The sequence below is a fragment of the Paenarthrobacter sp. TRD_SC_7 genome, assembly GCF_056156245.1.
Map to the genome: position 1 here is coordinate 66,981 of NZ_CM149587.1, position 17,534 is coordinate 84,514.

General features: G+C 62.5%; 18 protein-coding genes. 10 read left to right on the top strand and 8 right to left on the bottom strand.

Going from position 1 to position 17,534, the window contains the following annotated elements:
• Window positions 1-4 precede the first annotated feature (4 nt).
• The 3 genes from AC0J5Z_RS00345 to AC0J5Z_RS00355 all read right to left on the bottom strand — a co-directional run bounded on the left by AC0J5Z_RS00345 (window position 5) and on the right by AC0J5Z_RS00355 (window position 3,822).
• Window positions 5-1,192, bottom strand: a complete 1,188-nt coding sequence (locus tag AC0J5Z_RS00345; RefSeq protein WP_475036634.1) for a glycosyltransferase 87 family protein — start codon at window positions 1,190-1,192, stop codon at window positions 5-7.
• Window positions 1,193-1,301: 109 nt separating this feature from the next.
• Window positions 1,302-2,606 (bottom strand): glycosyltransferase 87 family protein, encoded by a 1,305-nt coding sequence (locus AC0J5Z_RS00350; RefSeq protein ID WP_475036637.1) that lies wholly within the window; start codon window positions 2,604-2,606, stop codon window positions 1,302-1,304.
• Window positions 2,607-2,721: 115 nt separating this feature from the next.
• The gene (locus AC0J5Z_RS00355) at window positions 2,722-3,822 is read right to left on the bottom strand and encodes an EAL domain-containing protein (RefSeq protein ID WP_475036639.1); all 1,101 of its coding nucleotides are present in this window, start codon (window positions 3,820-3,822) and stop codon (window positions 2,722-2,724) included.
• A 174-nt stretch (window positions 3,823-3,996) separates the two neighbouring features.
• On the opposite strand from AC0J5Z_RS00355, the gene AC0J5Z_RS00360 reads away from it, so the two are divergent.
• Window positions 3,997-4,815, top strand: coding sequence for a CPBP family intramembrane glutamic endopeptidase (locus tag AC0J5Z_RS00360; protein ID WP_475036641.1), 819 nt, complete (start codon window positions 3,997-3,999; stop codon window positions 4,813-4,815).
• Between the two features lie 8 nt (window positions 4,816-4,823).
• On the opposite strand, the gene AC0J5Z_RS00365 is transcribed toward AC0J5Z_RS00360, so the two are convergent.
• Window positions 4,824-5,411: a MarR family winged helix-turn-helix transcriptional regulator gene (locus tag AC0J5Z_RS00365; RefSeq protein ID WP_475036646.1), complete on the bottom strand. Its 588-nt coding sequence runs from the start codon at window positions 5,409-5,411 to the stop codon at window positions 4,824-4,826.
• Between the two features lie 103 nt (window positions 5,412-5,514).
• Between AC0J5Z_RS00365 and idi the strand changes: the two genes are divergently transcribed.
• From idi to AC0J5Z_RS00395, 6 genes are read left to right on the top strand one after another with little or no spacing between them, the layout of a single operon-like run.
• The gene (gene idi, locus AC0J5Z_RS00370) at window positions 5,515-6,069 is read left to right on the top strand and encodes an isopentenyl-diphosphate Delta-isomerase (protein WP_475036650.1); all 555 of its coding nucleotides are present in this window, start codon (window positions 5,515-5,517) and stop codon (window positions 6,067-6,069) included.
• Complete coding sequence (locus AC0J5Z_RS00375; RefSeq protein WP_475036653.1) at window positions 6,066-7,175, top strand: polyprenyl synthetase family protein; 1,110 nt, start codon at window positions 6,066-6,068, stop codon at window positions 7,173-7,175. The genes idi and AC0J5Z_RS00375 overlap by 4 nt, the downstream gene beginning before the upstream one ends.
• Window positions 7,172-8,080: a phytoene/squalene synthase family protein gene (locus tag AC0J5Z_RS00380; protein WP_475036657.1), complete on the top strand. Its 909-nt coding sequence runs from the start codon at window positions 7,172-7,174 to the stop codon at window positions 8,078-8,080. Before AC0J5Z_RS00375 ends, AC0J5Z_RS00380 begins: the two co-directional genes overlap by 4 nt.
• Window positions 8,077-9,729: a phytoene desaturase family protein gene (crtI, locus tag AC0J5Z_RS00385; RefSeq protein WP_475036659.1), complete on the top strand. Its 1,653-nt coding sequence runs from the start codon at window positions 8,077-8,079 to the stop codon at window positions 9,727-9,729. The genes AC0J5Z_RS00380 and crtI overlap by 4 nt, the downstream gene beginning before the upstream one ends.
• Window positions 9,729-10,079 (top strand): lycopene cyclase domain-containing protein, encoded by a 351-nt coding sequence (locus AC0J5Z_RS00390; RefSeq protein WP_475036665.1) that lies wholly within the window; start codon window positions 9,729-9,731, stop codon window positions 10,077-10,079. The genes crtI and AC0J5Z_RS00390 overlap by 1 nt, the downstream gene beginning before the upstream one ends.
• Window positions 10,076-11,287: a prenyltransferase gene (locus tag AC0J5Z_RS00395; protein ID WP_475036670.1), complete on the top strand. Its 1,212-nt coding sequence runs from the start codon at window positions 10,076-10,078 to the stop codon at window positions 11,285-11,287. The genes AC0J5Z_RS00390 and AC0J5Z_RS00395 overlap by 4 nt, the downstream gene beginning before the upstream one ends.
• Here AC0J5Z_RS00395 and AC0J5Z_RS00400 read toward each other — a convergent pair.
• Entirely contained in the window at window positions 11,282-11,803 is a 522-nt protein-coding gene (locus tag AC0J5Z_RS00400) for a MarR family winged helix-turn-helix transcriptional regulator (RefSeq protein ID WP_475036673.1), read from the bottom strand. The two genes, AC0J5Z_RS00395 and AC0J5Z_RS00400, sit on opposite strands and share 6 nt — an antisense overlap.
• A gap of 112 nt (window positions 11,804-11,915) precedes the next feature.
• On the opposite strand from AC0J5Z_RS00400, the gene AC0J5Z_RS00405 reads away from it, so the two are divergent.
• Window positions 11,916-12,707, top strand: a complete 792-nt coding sequence (locus AC0J5Z_RS00405) for a tryptophan-rich sensory protein (protein ID WP_475036676.1) — start codon at window positions 11,916-11,918, stop codon at window positions 12,705-12,707.
• 185 nt (window positions 12,708-12,892) lie between these two features.
• Here the strand turns inward: AC0J5Z_RS00405 and AC0J5Z_RS00410 are convergent, their stop codons facing one another.
• The 3 genes from AC0J5Z_RS00410 to AC0J5Z_RS00420 form a co-directional block, all read right to left on the bottom strand.
• A complete protein-coding gene (locus AC0J5Z_RS00410; RefSeq protein WP_475036677.1) occupies window positions 12,893-13,225 on the bottom strand; it encodes a hypothetical protein in 333 nt (110 codons plus the stop codon).
• A 142-nt stretch (window positions 13,226-13,367) separates the two neighbouring features.
• Window positions 13,368-14,489: a PheS-related mystery ligase SrmL gene (srmL, locus tag AC0J5Z_RS00415; RefSeq protein WP_475036680.1), complete on the bottom strand. Its 1,122-nt coding sequence runs from the start codon at window positions 14,487-14,489 to the stop codon at window positions 13,368-13,370.
• A gap of 171 nt (window positions 14,490-14,660) precedes the next feature.
• On the bottom strand, window positions 14,661-15,413 hold the full coding sequence (locus tag AC0J5Z_RS00420) for a class I SAM-dependent methyltransferase (RefSeq protein ID WP_475036682.1): 753 nt from the start codon (window positions 15,411-15,413) through the stop codon (window positions 14,661-14,663).
• Window positions 15,414-15,475: 62 nt separating this feature from the next.
• Between AC0J5Z_RS00420 and AC0J5Z_RS00425 the strand changes: the two genes are divergently transcribed.
• Both AC0J5Z_RS00425 and AC0J5Z_RS00430 read left to right on the top strand, forming a co-directional pair.
• Window positions 15,476-15,940: a MarR family winged helix-turn-helix transcriptional regulator gene (locus tag AC0J5Z_RS00425; protein ID WP_475036683.1), complete on the top strand. Its 465-nt coding sequence runs from the start codon at window positions 15,476-15,478 to the stop codon at window positions 15,938-15,940.
• Between the two features lie 100 nt (window positions 15,941-16,040).
• On the top strand, window positions 16,041-17,516 hold the full coding sequence (locus tag AC0J5Z_RS00430; protein WP_475036685.1) for an MFS transporter: 1,476 nt from the start codon (window positions 16,041-16,043) through the stop codon (window positions 17,514-17,516).
• The last annotated feature ends 18 nt before the right edge of the window (window positions 17,517-17,534 follow it).

Consider the following 17,534-nt stretch of genomic DNA (forward strand, 5'->3'; position numbering starts at 1 on the left):
GACCCTAAAGCGCTTTCGGGACCACCGGAGCGCTATCCCGGTTCACGCGCCGCCCCAGTTCAACCGTCCGCTGCACCGACCACCACAGCAGGACCACCAGCAAGACATTCCGGGTGGTGAGCACAGCAGCCATGATCGGGTGCGCGTGGATGAGTGGGGTGTAGAACAGCGGATAAATTACGAACGTGGTCATGGCAATCCCCATCAGCAGGGCGGCCGGCACCTTCCAACGGTTCCAGTCGTGCGTCAGTCCGGCAATGATCACAGGTGCCAGCCAGATGATGAACTGCGGCGAGCCCACCTTGTTGAACACGATGAACGCCGTTGTCATCATCAAGGCGCCTTCGAGGAACAGCTCCTCGCGCTCCGCTCCGCGCTTGAGTGCACGGATCAGGAGGATTGCGGCCGCGATCGCGGCAACTATCAGCAGCGGCTGCATCAGGAACGCCGCAACCTCGGCACCGGGTCCGTAGACCTCCGTGGAGTTGATGGCGGTGTTGTCGGCCATTTTGGAGCCGGCGATGTTGAAGACACTGAGCCACACCCAGGGCGTGGAGAATGTGGCCTCCAGCTGCATACCGCGCTCGCCCTGGTTGATCAGGAAGTCCAGGATGTGGCTGAAGCCACCAGCGAGATAGGTTCCAAAACCTACGACGGCGGTGACGCCCACCCCGGCGGCGATCATCTGCAGCCGGCTGCGGGAAGCGATGATGATGGGTACCAGCACCGCTGCGGGCCACACCTTGATCCACGTTGCGATGCTCAACAGGACGGACGCGACAACTGGCCTTTGGGCAGCGCAGATCAAGGCAATCAAAACTATGGAGGTGGTGATGCCTTCAACGCGGGCGAAGCTGAGGTACCCCATGAACACGGTGAAGAACAGCCACCACCATGCGGGCGCTATCCCGGTGACCCTCCGTGGGCCACGTGTCAGATACCAGAGACCCAGCGCGTTAAGGGCCGTGATCAGCATGGTCCACATCAGCAGGTAGAGGTCCGGACCGGCAATCCCCGCCAGGAAAATGGGGATCTGGGCCAGCACGGGATAAACCCACGGGCTGATCTTCCCGTTGAGGTTCTCCGGGTTGTAGCCATCCATCGCCCACTGGCGGTATTGCTCAGTGTCACTGAAGGTATTGCCGCTGAGGAAGAAGGAGGCCATCCAGCACAGGAAATAGAAATGCACCACGGCGAATCCCCACCACACGCTGGAGGGACGGGCGAACCACGCTATAGCTGCAGGAGGCAGGACACGGCTGCGGATATGGACCAGCCGGTCGAAGAACGTCGCGGAAATTTTAGAGCTCCTTGCCCGCTGGTGCGCTGACCACGGAGCGTTTACGGCCCAGTGAATACAGGCGACGCGCCGACCAGAAGAAGAGAACTACCAGCAGGACGTTGCGGATGGTCAGGACCAGGGCCATCCAAGGGTTGTTGTGGCTCAGTGCATCGTAGAAGAGCGGGTAGATGAAGTAGGTAGCAATGGCGATCACTATCAGCATGGTGGCCGGAACGCGCCACTCTTTCCAGTTATGCGCCAGACCCACAGCAACCGCCGGAGCGAGCCACACCATGAACTGCGGTGAACCCACCTTGTTGAAAACGATGAAGGCGGTCACCAACGTGAGGGCTCCCGAAAGCAGGAGTTCCGTCCGGTCCACTCCGCCGTTGAGCTTGCCTTGGTGCAGGGCCCAGAAGGTCAAAGCGGCGACGGCGGCCGCTGCCAGCAGGAGGAGGGGCTGCATCAGCACGGACATAAACGCAGTGCCGGGCCCGTCCACCTGCATGGAGTTGATGTCCGTGTTCATGTACATGCGGGAATCGCCGACGCCGAGGACAGACAACCACAACCATGGCGTGGTGAAGGTCGCTTCGAGCTGCATGCCGCGATCTCCCTGCTGTGTCAGGAAGTTCAGCAACTTGGGGACAGCACCAACTGTCGCGGCCAGCGCAACCACAACCGCCGTCGTCGCAATGCCTGCCGCCACAACGTGCAAGCGCTTCTTGACCACGGCGAACAGGGCCAGCATGACGGCCGCGGGCCACACCTTCACCCAAGTGGCGACGCTAAGCAGGACCGATGCCACGAAGGGCCGCGAAACACCGTAAACCAGGGCCACAAGGACTATGGGGGCAGTCAGTCCGTCAACGCGGGCGAAGCCCAACCATCCCATGAGGAAGACGAATACCAGCCACCACCAGGCCGCCGGGATTGCTTCCTGCCGACGGCCGCGGTCAGTGAGTTTGAGCACCGCCCAGCCGTTCAGCAGTGTGGTGAGCAAGACCCACAGGAAGAAGAAAGGGCCAGGACCGGCAACTGCTGCCACGCCCATGGGAATCAGCGCCAGGATGGGGTAGACCCAAGGGCTGGGTCCCCCGGTCAGGTTTGCGTCGTCGAATCCGGCAAGCGCCCACTCGCGGTAGATAAAGGTGTCGCTGAAGGCTTCGCCTCGCGACGAGAGCACGGCGGCAAAGACCAGGAACACCAGGTGAATCACCACGAAGCCCCACAACAAGCCGCGCGCGGAGTTCATGCGTGCCGCCAACCTCGCTGGGATTGTTTTACCGCGAATTTCCGCGAGCATACTGAAAAAACTGTCCATCAACGAAGTACTTCCTGGCTAGGTGGGTCCTTGCCTCAGCAATCCCCAATTTTCATGGGACCGAAAAACCCCCGCATGCTACTTTACGCGAGTCACCCAAATGCCCGGCAGTTGCCTAGCCTGCGGGCTGGGTTTCCGTCTGCGCACGTATGCTCCATGCGGACCAATCCAACGGGTGAACGGAGGGGCGACCCAGGAGGTAACCTTGCGCTGCCGTGACCTTCAGCGCCGTGACTTCATTAAGTTCGGCATCAGTTTCGATGCCTTCTGCAATGATGTCTGCGCCGATTTCCCGCGCAAGTTCCACGATGGCCCTGGCCCGGATTTTTTGACCGTCGCTGCTTTCAATTCCTTCAATCAAATGGCGGTCCAGCTTGATGATGTCGGGGCGCAGCTGTTCAATCCGCTCCATGGAAACCAGGGCGGCTCCGGACGCACTGATGGCCAGCCGCAGGCCCAAGGTGCGCAGCGGCCCCAGGCCGTCGTCGCCGGTTTGCCCTTCTACGGATTCCAGGCTGCCCGTCAGTTCAACAATGATCCTGTTCGGGGCGAGTGCTGCTGCAGCCAGAAGGTTCCGCACTCGGGGGTCGTTGGACGTTGCAGGGGTGAGGTTCAGGGCCACGGACATGTTTTCCGGGACATCGTGCGCTGCCGTCAGGGCGCAGTGCAGCGCGGCAATTTCGAGTTCCGTGCCCAATCCGGCTGCCGCAGCCTCGTTGAACCACACATCGGCTCCGGCTCCATCCTCTCCGACGAACCTGGTGAGCGCCTCTACGCCCACCACATCGCCGCTCGGCAGCGCATGGACGGGCTGGAAAGCTGTCAGCAAGAGCTTGTCCGCCAGGATCGACTGGATGCCTTCGCGCACCTCGTGGCTAACGGGGACCGATACTGTCCGGGCTGTGTCCGAGGACTCCAAGTGCAGGCTGGCAACTTCACGCTGAACCGGGACCTTGGCCGCTGTGACCGGCGTCTTGCGGGTCTCGAGCAAGTGCTCCAACAAGGCACGCTCGGGATCGTTTGGACGTGCCTCAACCAACGCGCGAAGCTTGTTCCTGGCCTTTTCACTCCGGGCATCAGTATCAGCCAGGATGGAACCGATGATGTCCAGCACCTGTTCGCGCATGGTCATATCTTCGCCGGTCGGCGACGCCCCAGAATCGTCGTTCGGTGAGCTGCCGCTTTCCGGTACAAAAGAGCCCGCGTCTTGAGCCATTTACTATTCCTTTGTGTGTCCCCCGCTGGCTAAGCCAGCCATGACCTGGCCACCACTGGAAAGTGTGGGCCTTGTCACGAATCTTACAGAGGAATCCGGGCGCCTGAGACACTGCGATGAGTCTTGACGAGGGAAAACGTGTCGCCGGACGACAAGCCCTGACATGCTGGAGGGGTGGCATCCATATCAACGGAATCACCCAAGACCGCACTCAGTTGGAAGCTGTTGCCGGCGGCGCTGCTTTCCGTGGCCGGAGTGCCGCTCTTTGCGTTGGGCAACGAGCTGCTCGGCTATGGCCTGCTGGTCATGAGCGTGGTGACCGCGGCTTTCATCGATCGCCGGTTGATGCGGCACCTCGCGTTGGTAGCGACGGGCATGACGATCTTCAGCCTGGTCCCCCTCAACGCGGACCTCAGCACCCAGCACATGGCCCTTATGGGCGGCGCCCTGGCATTGGCTGTCCTGGTGCCATGGCTGGTGTCGAGGTTCGCCTACCGCGAAGACATCATCAAGTTCCCCATGAACACCGGCCGCAAATGGCCCTTGGTCGCGAAGCTCTACCTGATAGGTGTCGTAGCGCTCGGGTACTTCATCCTGCCGGTGTACCTGATCAGGACGGGCGTGTACCAGAACTGGCCGGATGCCTCCGATCCGGATATCTTCTGGCGGCTCTTCCTTGGCGTCAACGCCGTGGGAATCTGGGATGAACTGTTCTTCATCTGCACCACGTTCACCCTGCTCCGCCAATATTTCCCGGACTGGCTGGCCAACCTCCTGCAAGCGGTGGTCTTCTCGTCATTCCTGTGGGAAATCGGCTACCAGTCGTGGGGTCCGCTGTTGACGTTCCCGTTCGCACTGCTGCAGGGCTACACGTTCAAACTCACCAAGTCGTTCACGTATGTGGTGTCGGTACACCTGCTCTTCGACTTCGTCTTGTTCCTGGCACTCGTCCACGCGCACAACCGCGACTGGCTGCCGATCTTCCTGTACTAGTACCAGGGCTACGTCCCCGAAGCCGCCCACGCCTCATCGGCCACTTCGATCTCCTGCGCCATGTCGTCCAAAAAGCGCATCACCGTGGCACGCTCGCCCGGACTGAGCCTTGCTGCAGCCAGGAATCGCTTGGCCTGTTGGCGCCCAACCGTACGCATCGCGGCGTCGTGCGTTTCAGGCGTGATGGCGATGGCGAGCGCACGCCGGTCGGAGGGATGGGCGCGTCGCGTGACGTGTCCCGCGCGTTCCAGCCGATCGAGCAGCTTGGTGGTTGACGCCGTCGAGATATTGAGCCGGGAGGCAATGGCGCCGGGGGTGGCAATCACACCATGGTTGGCGCAAACAATCAGATAGTGCAATGCGCGCATGTCTGACTGGTTGAGCTTCATGTATCTGAGGGAGGCGTCGGAGAGGCGCTGTTCGGCTTCGCGCAATCTTCCCAGCGCTGCCATGAGTTCGCCTATTTGCTGCACGTCCTGTTCGGAGAGACCCGAGCGATCTACCAACTCCTGATGAGGATCATTGGCGTCCAGATCATAGATGCCGGCGGAAACCGGGGTCCCGGCTTCTTCAGGTATCTCTTCAGGGCTGGACATGTTCCGTATGTTACACCTAACTTCCTACATGGTAGCCTTTCTTCTAGCTTGTCTAGCAATATTCGGGTTCCGGTCAGAACAGGGTGTGGGAGGAAGGCGCAACATGAACGCGACAGAGATGGTGGTCCTCCTTGACGACGCCGGAACGCCCATCGGCGAGGCTCCCAAAGCAGGAGTGCACACAGTGGATACGCCGCTTCACCTGGCCTTTTCCTGCTACCTGCTCAACGATGATGGGGAAGTTCTCCTGACCCGCCGATCACCCGAGAAGAAAACATGGCCCGGGGTGTGGACCAACAGCTTCTGCGGTCACCCGGGGCCCGGTGAGGAGTTCGAGGATGCCATCCTCCGGCGCGCCCGGTTCGAACTCGGCGTGGACGCCAACCGGATCGAAATGGTACTCCCGCAGTTCCGGTACAGGGCGGTAGACCCCGCCGGCATCGTCGAGAACGAAGTCTGCCCGGTGTACGTGGCCCGCATCACCGGGGCATTGAAGCCGAACCCCGCCGAGGTGGCGGACTGGGCATGGATTACTCCGGCGCTACTCGCGGACGCCCTGGACCACACCCCCTCCGCATTCAGCCCTTGGCTCGGGCTGCAATTTCCACAGCTCCTTGAGGCCCGGGCATTGCCCCTTCACGTTGGAGCCGAAGCATGACCATCACCTCAAGCGCCGTCCGGGGCCGCACAGATCTCTGCACCGCGATCGAAAGCGAACTGAGCGGACTCATCGGCAAGAGCGCCAGCGCGGCAACGGCCTATGGCCCAAACTTCGCCAGGCTGTGGGCGCTCGCGGGCCAAAACGTCCTCGGCGGCAAGTTCGTCCGGCCCTTGCTGCTCATGGAAACGTACGACGCACTCCAGCATCGAAGCTCAACGGAATCACGCCAACGCGAGACCGCCATTAGCATCGCCGCTGCCATCGAACTCCTGCACTACGCGTTCCTCCTGCACGATGACGTGATCGACGGCGACCTCGTCCGACGCGGACACCCTAATCTGATTGGTTCCCTCCTCGCCGAAGCCAGCGAACCCGCCCGCCCGGACAGCGCTGACGGTGCACGCAAAGGGAGCGGCCTCCACTGGGCACAAACCGGCGGCATCCTGATGGGCGACATGCTCCTCGCAGCGACACACCAGGCCTTCGCCCGCGCGGACCTCCCCCACGAGCTTCGCCTGGGACTTCTCGATCTCCTGGAACACACCATCAACGAGACCGTGGCCGGCGAACAACTGGATGTAGGCCTTGGCGACGGCATCATCGCGCCGGACCTCCAGACCATCCTGGTGATGTGCGGCTACAAGACCGCCACGTACACCTTCGTGCTCCCGCTGCGTGCCGCCGCCGCGCTGGCAGGTGCAGACTTCGCCGTCGAGAATGCGCTCGCAACAGCCGGCAGGCATCTTGGGCTCGCCTTCCAACTCCAGGACGACCTCCTGTCCACATTCGGGGATCCTCGCCGCCACGGCAAGGATCCTTTTTCGGACCTCCGCGAGGGCAAGGAAACGGCCATCATCGCCCATGCCCGCACCACTCACGCGTGGCCGGACATCGAGCCCTTCTTCGGCAGGCCAGCGCTCAACAGCGCTGAGGGTGAGCATGTCCGCCGTTATCTCAGGGATTGCGGGGCAGAGGCATTCGTCCAAGGCCTCATCGAGGAACAAATGCTGGCTTTCAACCATCAGCTGACAAGCACTATTCCGCCGGGCGCACGAAACGTCCTGCTTGACCTGGCGGGGCAGCTGGAAGGACGGCAATCATGAGCGTCGCCACCGATACATCTTTTACGCATTTCACCCGGACGGCTGAGCGTGCCGCCAACCAGGTCATCTCCGCCTACTCCACCTCCTTCGGTCTGGCATGCAAGCTGCTGGGGGCCAGGTACCGCCAGCATGTCCGCAACATCTACGCCCTGGTGCGGGTGGCCGACGAACTCGTGGACGGCGTCACCGCGGAAGCCGGCCTCAGCTTCCAGGAGCAGTGCGAAGCCCTAAGCCACTTTATTGACGAGACACACCGTGCCGTCAAAATCGGCTACAGCAGCGACCTCATCATCCACTCGTTCGCCCAGACAGCCCGCGCGGCGGGCATCGATAAAACACTCATCGACCCCTTCTTCGCCTCCATGCGAACGGATCTCGGCGATCGCACTGCCGCGCAGAAGTCGGCGCCGCTCCGCTTCGACGCCGACGCCCACGACGGTTACGTGCACGGTTCCGCTGAGGTGGTGGGGCTGATGTGCCTGCGCGTCTTCATGCGGAATGAGACTATCGACGACGGCGACGCTTCGGCTTTGGAGTATGGTGCCAGCAGGCTGGGCGCTGCTTTCCAGAACATCAACTTCCTCCGGGACCTCGCGGACGACACCACCCGTTTGGGCCGGAGTTACCTCGGCACTTCGGACCACCTTGAGGACCGCGATCTCATGGAGTGGGTCAGCACCATTCGGGCACAGCTGGCCGATGCCAACGCGGTCATTCCCTTGTTGCCACGCGACGCCCGCGCCGCGGTCCGCAGTGCTTTGGCCCTTTTCGCGGCCCTGACAGACAGGATCGAACAGACCACGGCGGACGAGTTGTACCGGTCCCGTGTCCGCGTCCCGGATACGGTGAAGGCCGGTCTCGCCGCCCGGGCCGTTGCTTCAACCTGGATGGAGCTGCACCGTTGACCCGGACAGTAGTGATCGGCGGCGGCATCGCTGGGCTTGCCACCGCCGCACTCCTCGCCCGCGAAGGACACGAGGTCCAGCTCCTCGAACAGCGCGACCAGGTGGGCGGCCGTGCCGGCAGCCTTGAGCGGGACGGCTTCCGCTGGGATACCGGCCCCTCGTGGTACCTCATGCCCGGAGTCTTCGATCACTTCTTCAGTCTCCTGGGCACCAGCACTGCGGAGCAGTTGGATCTCCACACGCTCAGTCCGGCTTACCGCATCTTCAGCGAGCCAAACCAGGACGGTGTGCGGCCAGATCCGCTGACCGTCCCCTTGGGCAGCGACCAGGTCTTGGAGACCTTTGAAAAAGTTGAGCCCGGCAGCTCCAAACAGCTCAAGTCCTACCTCGCTTCCGCGCGGCGCACTACGGAAATGGCCGAAAGGTTCTTCCTTTACAACCCGTTCACCAAGCTTCAGGCGCTGCTTCATCCCGAGGTTGTGCGCAGCCTTCCCAGGCTCACGCAGCTGCTCCTGACGCCGCTCGATAAATACGTGTCCCAGCGGTTCCAGCATCCGGTGCTACGCCAGGTCCTTGGGTATCCTGCCGTATTTCTGGGTACCAGCCCCTCCGCTGCCCCGGCGATGTACCACCTCATGAGTGCCTTGGACTTGGGCGACGGCGTGCAATATCCGATGGGCGGCTTTTGGGCCCTGGTTGAGCGCCTCGAAGCACTGGCAGTCGACGCCGGGGTGAGGATCCACACGGGCGCGGAAGCCCTCAAAATCACCACCCGCGAAGCGACGCACACCAAGAAACCGGGGCGCTTTGACGGCCTGAACCTGCCCGCCGGCCTCACCGGCAAGGACAGTAGGGAAGTCACCGGGGTTAAGTGGCGCGACAACTCCGGAGCAGAGCACTACAGCGTTGCCGACCAAGTGGTCTCCGGCGCCGATCTGCACCACACCGAAACCCAACTCCTGGGCGTTAGGGACCGCAGCTACAACAAAAAGTACTGGCAGAGCCGCACCAGCGGGCCCGGAGCAGTGCTGGTGATGCTGGGTGTGAAGGGTGCGCTGCCGGACCTTCCCCACCATTCCTTGTTCTTCACCCGGGATTGGGAGGCAAACTTCGCCTCAATCTTCGGTGAAGAACCGAGCATTCCGGATCCCGCCTCAATCTATGTCTGCAAACCCAGTGCCACTGATGCCGGAGTGGCTCCGCAGGGTCATGAGAATCTCTTTGTCCTGGTTCCCATCCCCGCCGATCCTTCGCTGGGAGCGGGTGGACCTGATGGGGAGGGCGATGTGCTGATCGAGCGGACTGCCGACGCCGCCATCGACCAGATCGCCCAGTGGGCCAACATCCCCGACCTTCGCGAGCGCATCGTGGTCCGGCACACCATTGGCCCGGCCGACTTCGCACGAGATTTCAACTCCTGGCGGGGCGGCATGCTTGGCCCGGCACACACCCTCCGGCAAAGCGCGATGTTCCGGGCCCAAAACGCGTCCAAACGTGTTCGCGGCCTCTACTACGCAGGTGCCACCACTGCCCCTGGAGTAGGGGTGCCCATGTGCCTCATCAGCGCCGAGCTCGTTTTGAAGCGGATCCGCGGCGATCACAGCACCGGCCCCACCACCGTGAGGCCTGTAGCTAGCAGGATTGGCTAATGGGTGTTCTCTACTTGGTCTCGCTGCTGTTGGGCATCACGTGCATGCTCCTGCTTGACCACCGTTTCCGGTTGTTCTTCTGGCGTGACGCGAAAGCAGCAGCGATAGTGACCGCCGTCGGGGTTTTGTTCCTCCTCGGCTGGGACCTGGCCGGAATTGGATTGGGGATTTTCCTGCGCGGGGAAGGCACCATTGCAACAGGTCTGCTGATTGCCCCGGAGTTGCCCATTGAGGAGCCCGCGTTCCTGCTGTTCCTGGTGCTATGCACCATGGTCCTCTACACGGGCGCCCGGCGGCTGCTTGACCGGATCCCCGCGAGGCAGGGCGAGCGGGAGCGGGAAAACGCATGACCTACCTGTGGCTCGCGCTCGCCTTCATCGCCGCGGCAGCCGTCGTCGGCGTGATCTTCGCTCGTCAGGGCGCCCGGCCCGGCGAGACTGGCAAGCATTGGAAAGCGGTAGGCCTCGCGTTCTCTGCTCTCGCTGTGCTGACGGCTGTGTTTGACTCCGTCATGATCGGAATGGAACTCTTCCACTACGATTCCGCACACATCCTCGGCCTCAAGATTGGCTTGGCGCCCGTCGAGGATTTTGCTTACCCACTCGCGGGTGTCGTGGCGCTTCCCGGCCTGTGGATCTGGCTGACACGCAAGCACAAACATGCTGGAGACGCGCACCGGGATCCTACCCTCAAAGGCCTCGTCCCACAGGCCTTGCTCGCGTCCCGCCCGGTCAGTTGGATCAATACCGCCTACCCGTTTGCCGCGGCCATGCTCCTGACCACCCGCGACATCGACTGGGTTCTAGTGGTGGGCACCTTCTACTTCCTGATCCCCTACAACCTGGCGATGTACGGCATCAACGACGTCTTTGACTACGAGTCAGACCTCAAGAACCCGCGTAAGGGCGGGATGGAAGGTGCGCTCCTCCAGCCACACCTTCACCGGCCCATGCTGTGGCTCGCGGCCCTCACCAACGTCCCTTTCCTGCTGGTTTTGGCGTCCGCGGGCGGCCCTGCCGTATGGATCAGCCTGACCGTGAGTGCATTCGCTGTGGTGGCCTACTCGGTCGCCGGGCTTCGCTTCAAAGAACGCCCTGTCTTGGACTCACTGACCTCCAGTACGCACTTCGTGAGTCCCGCCGTCGTCGGCTTGGCGCTGGCCGGCGCCGACGTAACGCCCGGACTGATCATCCTGCTGACCGCGTTCTTCCTCTGGGGAATGGCCGCCCACGCGTTCGGCGCCGTTCAGGACATCGAGCCCGACCGGGAGGCCGGCATCGGTTCCATAGCTACGGTCATCGGTGCCCGCCGGACGGTGAGGCTCGCCGTCGGACTTTGGCTTCTCGCGGGTCTCGCGATGCTGGCCACGCCATGGCCCGGGCCACTGGCGGCGATCATCGCGCTTCCGTACATCGTCAACTGCGCCCCGTGGGTGAACGTGACGGATACGACGGCGGCGCGCAGCAATGTGGCATGGCGGCGGTTCATCTGGCTCAACTACGGTTCAGGATTCCTGGTGACACTCATTTTCATCCTGCAGTGGGCCCTCACGTCATGATGCGCTGGGTTCCTGTGGCTCTTCATCGATGGTGTCCAGTGCTTCGCGCATGTGCTGCAGGAAGTTCACCACGATCTGCGACTCATCAGGGCTCAAGGCACACGCCACGTCCAGCATTCGGCGGTGCATTCCGCCCAAGGTGTGCCGGACTTCCTGGTCCGACCCCGGCGTTGCCTTCAGGATCAACGCGCGGCGGTCCGTGGGATGGGGTTCGCGGCGAATATGGCCGGATTCGACCAAACGGTCAATCAGGGTGGTCATGGACGCCGACGTTATGCCGAGCTTGTCACCCAGGTCCTTCGGCTTCATCACCTTGCCCGCGGCTTCAGCTTCGAACAAATACCGCAGGGCCAGCAGATCCTTCTCGCCCATCCCCATTGAGGAACGCGTCCGGCGCCGCATCGCTTGCTCGGAGACACGGTAGTCCCGCATGGCGTTCAAGACGTCAATGGCTATGGCCTTCTGCCCTGGGTCTTTCCCGTACCAATAGCCCTTTGAGTGGCCTTCCGAATCCATCCGACGTCCCTTTGATAAGCGTAAAGCTTGATTCACTAGCATTTTGATACTAGGTCACGTACCGCGCGAATGCATTGACACCGCACATCCCGCAAGGAGAGAGGCTCTGCACATGGCGACAGGTAGCTCGGATCTCGCCCGGCAGCTCACGGTCACCGTCAGCCTGGTGATCTGCATCGTCGGCTCGATGATCGGCGTCGGAATGTTTGGCGGAACCCCGATTGCGCAGGCCGCCGGCGGCGCCTTGGCCGCGGACTCAACCCTTCTTGCGCCGGCCACCCCTGCTTTCTCCATCTGGTCCGTGATCTACTCCGGCCTTGTTGCCTACACCGTGTGGCAGTGGCTGCCTTCGCAGCGGGCTAATTCCCGGCAGCGTTCCCTCGGCTGGATAGTTGCCGGGTCCATGATCCTGAATGCGGCGTGGATTTTGTCCGTCCAGGCGGGCTGGCTGTTCGTCAGTGTTGTGTTGATTCTGGCGCTGCTGGTGACCCTCGTCCTGGCGTTCCTACGCTACAGCCAGACCCGTGCTGCCTCGTGGGTTGAGGCTGTTGTCGTTGATGGGACCCTGGGGCTGTATCTGGGCTGGACCAGCGTGGCAGTGTGCGCCAACATCGCAGCTGCGTTGAAGGCCTCTGGCTTTGGGGGCTTCGGGTTGCGTCCTGAGTTTTGGTCCGTCGCCGTTCTGGTGGTGGTGGCCGTCATTGGAGTCGCGTTGGCGATCAAGGGCAACGGACGGCTCGCCTTGGCCGCCGCCATCGCGTGGGGCCTCGTGTGGATCACGGTGGGCCGCAGCGCCGACGCCCCGGAATCGTTCCCGACGGCGGTCGCGGCAGCGGTCGCTGCTGCCGTGGTCCTCGCCGCAGCGATTGCTGTACGGGCCAGGACGGTGTTGGCTGGGCATTAGCCTGTGGCTGCTGCATGGAACCGACAGGACAAGCCAGCGACTACCAGCCTGAACAACGGCGCCGGACTCTGCGAAGCCTCCAACCACACATGCCGGCCCCACCTCAGGCAGATCGCCGGGATCTCGCCCCGGTATAGGTGCCCAAGAAGGCCAGGCAGGCACCTACGAAAGTGCGTCGACCATTACTACGCGCAGGCATCCTTGAGTGCCTGAACTGACTCGGCCGGCACTTCGTCTCCGGACTCAGCAATCTGATTCAGCGGCGTCGTGATTTCTGCGGGCACACCGGCAGCGCCCGCGGCCGAGACCAAACCAGCCAGCAACTGCTTGTCCTGAACGCTGACCAAGCCGTCCTGGACCACAGCGCAGACCTGCTTGGTCACTTCATCGGCGGCGGCAGTGGCCACCTTTGAGGCTGCGTCGCTCGCAGCGCTTGTAGCTGCTTCCTCCACGGCTCCGCAGCCGACGAGCAGCAGCAACAGGGGGACGGCGGACAGGGCAGCAAGTCGACGGGTCATGAGTCCAGACTAGCAATCCAGCAGCAAAGCCTCGGTTGGGCTGGATCCATCTAGTACATGCGCTCGTCTTTATGCCCTCATCGTCGCCCTAATGCTGGCTCGCCGAGGCACGCGAACTCGGCTGCGCACTGCGGGTTGTTCGTCACTTTGTAATGAGCTCCTTAACCGGACCTTCGTGCAAGGCCAGGTAGACATCGTCCCGGATCTGGTTGGCTTCTGGATCGGTCATTGTCCGCCCGAGCGGGCGCAACCTGACCCGTATAAGGGCGTTGGCCTGCCCGGCAACGATCTGGAGGCGGTCCCGCGCTGTTGCGGGAAGCTCGTGGTACGGAGTCAGTGCCAGCAGCTCAACACTTTCCAGGTCCTCGGCTCGGTCGGCCAAGGCTGTCCGGACCCTGTCTCCGAGCAATTCACCGTCCGTATCTGCCGCAACGACAATTGAGAGATCCCTGTTGATGGAAGGCATTTGGGAGACGGGTTTCCACGGGGAGAGGTTCAGCATTTGCTGTTCAATCCGTGGGTCTGCAGACCTGATCAACCTGATGTCGGGGATGCCCTTGCGAAGCATCAGGGCACGGTCCAAACCCATCCCAAGAGCCAACCCGGACCATCTTCCGGGGTCCAAACCTGCGTCGAGGAAAAGTTGCGGCGCCATGAGCCCACATTCCGCGAGCTCAATCCACTCACCGTTCATGAGGATATCGATCTGCAAGCCCAATCGCGTGTACGGATGGACGGCAGGAACCGTCCGCCATTCCGCGCCCGGAAGCACAGCATCCACCAGAGAGTCGATCATCTCCTGCAGGTGACCGGAATCCAAGGTCTTAATGGAGCACACGCGCCACAAGTCCACTTGATGGGGCGTGCCCACGTGGGTACGGTCAATGGAGTCACGCCGATAGACTAGGCCGGGGATTGCCCAGAGCTCATCGATGGAACCATCCGGATCAAGCGAGCGCAACAGCGACGGGATGGACGCGGATGTGTGGCTGCGCAGCATGACGGTAGGGCTGACATAGCGCGAGTACCTCTCGTCTCGCGTGACGTCGGCGGCACTGAACCCCAGCCGGTCGTAATTGTCGGCAACGCTGACCAACGGGCTATCACGGACGATTCGATGGGGCACGTCCCACTGCTTCCGCAGGGCGTAAACGACGTCATGCAGTAGGGACTGCATCGCGTGAGGGGGATGGTCGTCGGGCTTCGAGAGATCCCTGATGTTCAAGGCGTCGTGAAGCTCTGAGGGACTGAGATAAGTAGGCATTGCTGGTCCTTGGATTGGGAATGGGTGGAGGCTTCCTCCCCCGACTCACTCCGGTGCCAGGACCTAGGCGCGCGCCAAACAGCCCTCGCGACCGGAGACCGGTCGGGGGCAGGTAAATCGACGCACTGAGAGCATGGGCCGACTATACCCCTGTCCGGGCCGCCAGCACAGCTAACGTTCAGTGAGCCCGTAGACCGAAACGTGGCTCCGGGACTCAGCGGTGAATTCGCTGCGGTCCCAGTCCGACCACCTGGATTCCAGCTCGAATCCGGCTATCCGCGCCATGAGATCGAGCTCGCTGGGCCAGATGTATCGGTGTGGTGTCCGCCCAATCTGCGCCTCCCGCCCGTCCGAAAGCTCCGGGCCGAAGTGCATGTGATGTGAGATGACGTGCTGGCGCAGCACATCGTAGGTGTCCACCAAGAGATACCCGGGCCGGGCTGCCTCCACCGTTCCCGCATGTCCGGGCGGGAGCGAACGTTGTGGCACCCAGAGCTCAACGACGAATCGCCCGCCAGGAGCAAGATGGCGGGCAGCGTTCTCGAAGCACCGGACCTGCTCGTCCTGAGTCAACAGATTGGCGATGGTGTTGAAAACCAGGAAGGCCAATGAGAAATGCCCGCCCGCCCGCGCCTCCGACATGTCACCTTGCACCACCGGAATCCGGTCCTCCCCGACCTTCTCACGGAGACGCGCGATCATCGCGTGGGACAGCTCAATGCCACTGACTTGAACCCCCGCTTCCGAAAGAGGGATGGCCACCCGACCAGTCCCGATCGCGAATTCGACGGCGGGACCCCCCTTGGCGAGTTCGGCCAGGACCTCAACTGTGGGGCCCAGAACCTGGGGAGAGAACATTCCCTCACCTGGAGTGTCGTACTGCTTGGCGGCATCGTCGTCCCAGAGCTGTTGCTGGTTGATCATCGTTCCACTATTGCAGGTAGCCAGCGGCGGCTCGGCGAGGCGGCCCCACCTATGCTTGACGGATGGGAGAAAAGCCAGTGGACCATGTGGCGTTGGCCGTCTGCATGATCGATATCTCGTCCGACATTCGGAGGAAGTCGCTCCGCGAGACCGGCCTTCCACCCATTTCGAACGGCGTGCTGGAGATCCTCCGTGTCATCGAAAGCCACCCCGGAGTCACCGTGGCCGAGGTGGCTGCCCGTTTGGGTCGGCAGCTAAGCAATGTGAGCGTCCAGTTGCGCGAACTCGTGGCGGCTGGCCTTGTCACGCGGGTCAAGGACGCGGCGGACAAGCGTTACGTCTCCCTCCACCCCACGGACGAATCCAAGCGCATCAAGTCGCTCCTCGAGAGAGCTTGGGCCGACGCACTCATCCAAGCCAGTGACCGGCTGCTCCCGGAAGAGCGTGAACAGATCGCGGCCGGCCTGCCCGCCCTGCAGCGGCTGGCTTCGTTCCTCGCGGAGCCAGAACGGGCACCTGAAAACTAGCGCCCGGAATACGACGTAAGTCACTTCCCCACGGCTTACACGCACCCCACCAAGTACTTATACTTTTATAAGTATTACTACTTTCAAGAATGGGTGACGCGTGGCATCACAACTGCTCGAATCGGTGGGCAATAAAGACCAACAGGGCCAACACAACAAGAAGGCCATCGGCTGGCGGGCCCTGCCCTTCCTTGCCCTCGCCCAGTTCATGGTGGTGCTGGACGGCACCATCGTGAACCTGGCACTCCCCCGCCTCCAGATGGAGATGGGCATCAACGACTCCACCCGAGCCTGGGTGGTCACGGCATACGCCTTGGTTTTCGGCGCATTCCTGCTGCTGGGCGGTCGGGTCGCCGACTTCTGGGGACGGAAGCGGACCTTCATCGCGGCCTCGGCCGGCTTCGCCATCGCCTCACTTATTGGCGGCCTCGCGCAACAGCCATGGGAACTCATCGGAGCCCGCGCGCTGCAAGGCATCTTCGCCGCCTTGCTCGCCCCGGCAGCCCTCGCACTCCTGACGGTCGCCTTCCCGGGCGGCAAGGATCGTGGGACGGCGTTCGCGATCTTCGGCTCCATCAGTGGCGTGGGTGCGGCTGCGGGAGTCTTGCTGGGCGGCTTCCTCACCGAGTTCGTATCGTGGCGCTGGTGCTTCTTCGTCAACGTCCCCATCGCCATCATCGCGCTCATCGGCGTGTGGACATTAGTGAGTGAAAGCAAGGCAGGCGGCTCGACCAAATACGACTGGCCCGGCGTGGTTCTTGCCGCCTTGGGTCTCGGTTCGCTGGTGTACGGTTTCGCCAACGCCGAACACGGCTGGGGTGCAATCGAATCCTGGGGCTTCATCGCGGCAGGCGCGGTGCTGCTGGTACTTTTCGTCGCCGTCGAGCGTAAGGTCAAAAACCCGCTACTGCCCCTGCGCGTTGCTACAGAACGCAACCGCGGCGCAGCTTTCCTGGCCTCATTCCTTGCCGGGGCGGTGCTGATCGGCGGCATCCTGTTCATCAACTTCTACCTCCAGATCGTTTTGGGCTTCGCTCCCTTCGCCGCCGGAATCGCATCACTGCCCATGACGGTGGTGTTGATCGTTACCGCCGGCTTAGCGGCAAAGAACCTGCCCCGGCTGGGCGCGAAGATCCCAAGCGCGCTGGGTCCCGCCTTTATGGCCGCGGCCATGCTGTGGCTCACCCAAGTCACACCTGACGGTACGTACGCAGTCAACGTGCTGCCTGCGCTGGCGCTGATGGGCGTCGGACTCGGAATGGTCTTCGTCCCCATGCAAAACCTGGCCCTGTTCGGAGTGGATGAGGATGACGCCGGCGTCGCAAGCGCGTTGGTCAACGCTTCGCAGCAGATTGGCGGCTCGCTGGGCATTGCTCTCTTCAGCGCCATCGCGGCGGCAGCGACAGCCGCTGCCGGCGGCGGGACAGTGGCCGCACTAACGTCGGGCTACTCGATGGTGTTCCTCTGGGCCGCAGGCGTCGCGGTACTGATCGCCCCGATCGCATTGCTCCTGATCAAAATTGACCGCAGGACGTTCAGCGGAACAGACGACACTCCGCACGTCCACTTGGGTTAGCGAGCGCAAGGGCGCCGC